At 67.3% G+C, this 2,413-nt stretch carries 2 protein-coding genes; one reads left to right on the forward strand and one right to left on the reverse strand.

Annotated features, from left to right (window positions below; translation table 11 throughout):
• Nucleotides 1–209 precede the first annotated feature (209 nt).
• Nucleotides 210–980 carry an SDR family NAD(P)-dependent oxidoreductase gene (locus tag V6M63_RS18395; RefSeq protein WP_332744179.1) on the reverse strand — a complete coding sequence of 257 codons (771 nt, stop codon included), beginning with the start codon at nucleotides 978–980 and terminating at the stop codon, nucleotides 210–212.
• 121 nt (nucleotides 981–1,101) lie between these two features.
• Between V6M63_RS18395 and V6M63_RS18400 the strand changes: the two genes are divergently transcribed.
• Nucleotides 1,102–2,413, forward strand: a 1,312-nt coding sequence (locus V6M63_RS18400) for an aspartate aminotransferase family protein (RefSeq protein ID WP_332744181.1), incomplete at its 3' end; no start/stop codon positions are given.

Here is a 2,413-nt window from a genome sequence, read left to right on the forward strand (position 1 = left end):
CGCCCGGCCAGCAGGCCTTCACGAATTCGTTGGTAGAGCTGGTCCTGCAGATTGTCGGCCATGGTCATTTACCCACGGGCCGGCGGGGCAGGCAGTTGGCTGAGGGTCAGCAGGCAGTCACGCATCTTGATTTCCTTGTTGGGTTTTGGCGTAGGGTGCGCCGTGCGCACCGTGACTCGACTCGGGCTGCCTGGTGCGCACGGCGCACCCTAGGGGGCCTTGTTCTCGATCAGGCAGTTGCCACCATCGACGACTATAACTTCGCCGGTGATATAGCTGGCCTCGCGGGAGGCCAGGAACGCCACCGCCGCCGCGACTTCTTCAGGGCGACCGGCGCGGCCGAGCGGCGTGTACTCGGCGGCATGGTGCTCCTCCTCGGTGCTCGAGCCGGTGGCGATCCAGCCGGGCGCCACGCTGTTGACCGTGATGCCCTGCTTGGCCACTTCCAGCGCCAGGCCCATGGACAGGCCGAGCATGCCGGCCTTGGCCGCGCTGTAGGCCGCCTCGCCGCGGTTGCTGCCGCGGGTGCCGGTGGTCGAGCTGATATTGACGATGCGTCCGTAGCCGCGTGCCCGCATGCCTGGCAATACGCCGCGGGTGAGCAGGAAGGCGGTGCCCAGGTTGCGCGCGATGGACAGGTTCCAGGTGGCCAGGTCCATCTCGTCCAACTCGGCAAACGGCTCTGGGCTGCCCTGCATGGCCATGCCGGCATTGTTCACCAGGATGTCGAGCAGCCCCCACTGCGCCTGGGCCCATTCGACCAGCTCGGCCACCTGTTGCTCGTCGGTCAGGTCGGCGGCGCGGGCCCGTGCTTCAATTCCTTCGGCGCACAATTCGGCGGCGCGCTGCTCGACCCGCGCGCTGCTGGCCGTGAGCAGCACGCGCACGCCCGCACGGCCCAAGCGGCGGGCGATGGCCATGCCGATACCGCTATCGCTGCCGGCCCCGCTGACCAGGGCCACGTGCTGCAGATTGTCCATTCACCTTACTCATGTGATCACAGATTCAGAAAAACCTACTGCAATACTGACAAAATAACACCTATTGACTTATTTGTGATCACAAACAACCATGTGCAGATATTCGAACGAGGTGTTCAACATGACTGCCAGTGGTATCAGCCCAGCCGCCGTTGGGACTTTCGCCGACCGCGAGCGGGAGCGCTTCATCGCGCGCAACCCCAAGTCCGTGGCCCTGGCCGAGCGGGCACGGCACTCCCTGTACGGCGGCGTGCCGATGCACTGGATGGCCGACTGGTCGACCCCGGTGCCGCTGTTCGTCGAGCGCGCCAAGGGCGCGCGCTTCTATGACGTCGACGGCCACGAGTACCTCGACTTCTGCCTGGGCGACACCGGCAGCATGTTCGGCCATTCGCCGGAGCCGATCGCCCGGGCCATCGCCGAGCAGGGCAACAACGGCCTGACCAGCATGCTGCCGGGCGAGGACGCGGTGGTCTGCGGCGAGCTGCTGGCCGCGCGCTTCGGCCTGCCGTTCTGGCAGGTCACCGCCACCGCCACCGACTCCAACCGCTACGTGCTGCGCTGGGCGCGGGCGATCACCGGGCGCAAGACCCTGCTGGTGTTCGACGGCTGCTACCACGGCACGGTCGACGACGTGATGGTGCGCCAGCGCGACGGCGCGACCGTGCCGCGCAGCGGCCTGGTCGGCCAGGCCTACGACCTGACCCAGTACAGCCGCGCCATCCCGTTCAACGATGTCGAAGCGCTGGAAGCCGCGCTGGCCCAGGGCGATGTCTGCGCCCTGCTGTGCGAGCCGGCGATGACCAATATCGGCATGGTCTTGCCCGAGCCGGGCTTTATGCAGCAGTGCCGCGAGCTGACCAAGAAATACGGCGCGCTGCTGATCATCGACGAGACCCACACCATCTCCACCGATATCGGTGGCTGCACCCGGCTGTGGAACCTCGACCCGGACTTCTTCGTGCTCGGCAAGCCGATCGCCGGCGGCGTGCCGTGCGGCGTGTTCGGCTGCAGCGCGGCGATGGCGGCGGCCATGACCGCAGCGCGCCAGCACGCCAGCGAGGGCGGCCACGGCCATGGGCACAGCGGCATGGGCACCACCCTGTCGGCCAACGCCCTGGCCATGCACTGCATGCGCGCCAACCTGGAACAGGTGATGACCCCGGCCGCCTACGCGCATATGTTGCCGCTGGCCAAGCGCCTGGCCGACGGCTTCCGTTCGCTGATCGACAAGCACGAGCTCAAGTGGTCGGTGAGCGAACTGGGCGCGCGTTGCGAGTTCCAGTTCTGTGCGGCGCCGCCGAGGACCGGTGCCGAGGCCGAGGCGGCCTTCCACGACGAGCTGCAGATGGCCCTGCACCTGTACCTGATCAACCGCGGCATCCTGATCACCCCGTTCCACAACATGACCCTGTGCTGCCCGAGCACCACGG

Source organism: Hydrogenophaga sp. (assembly GCF_036675665.1).
Classification (GTDB): Bacteria; Pseudomonadota; Gammaproteobacteria; order Burkholderiales; family Burkholderiaceae_C; genus Hydrogenophaga.

Excerpts from the sequence above, each read along its gene's own strand:
- V6M63_RS18395 (WP_332744179.1), bottom strand. The coding sequence starts at position 980 with ATGGACAATCTGCAGCACGTGGCCCTGGTCAGCGGGGCCGGCAGCGAT.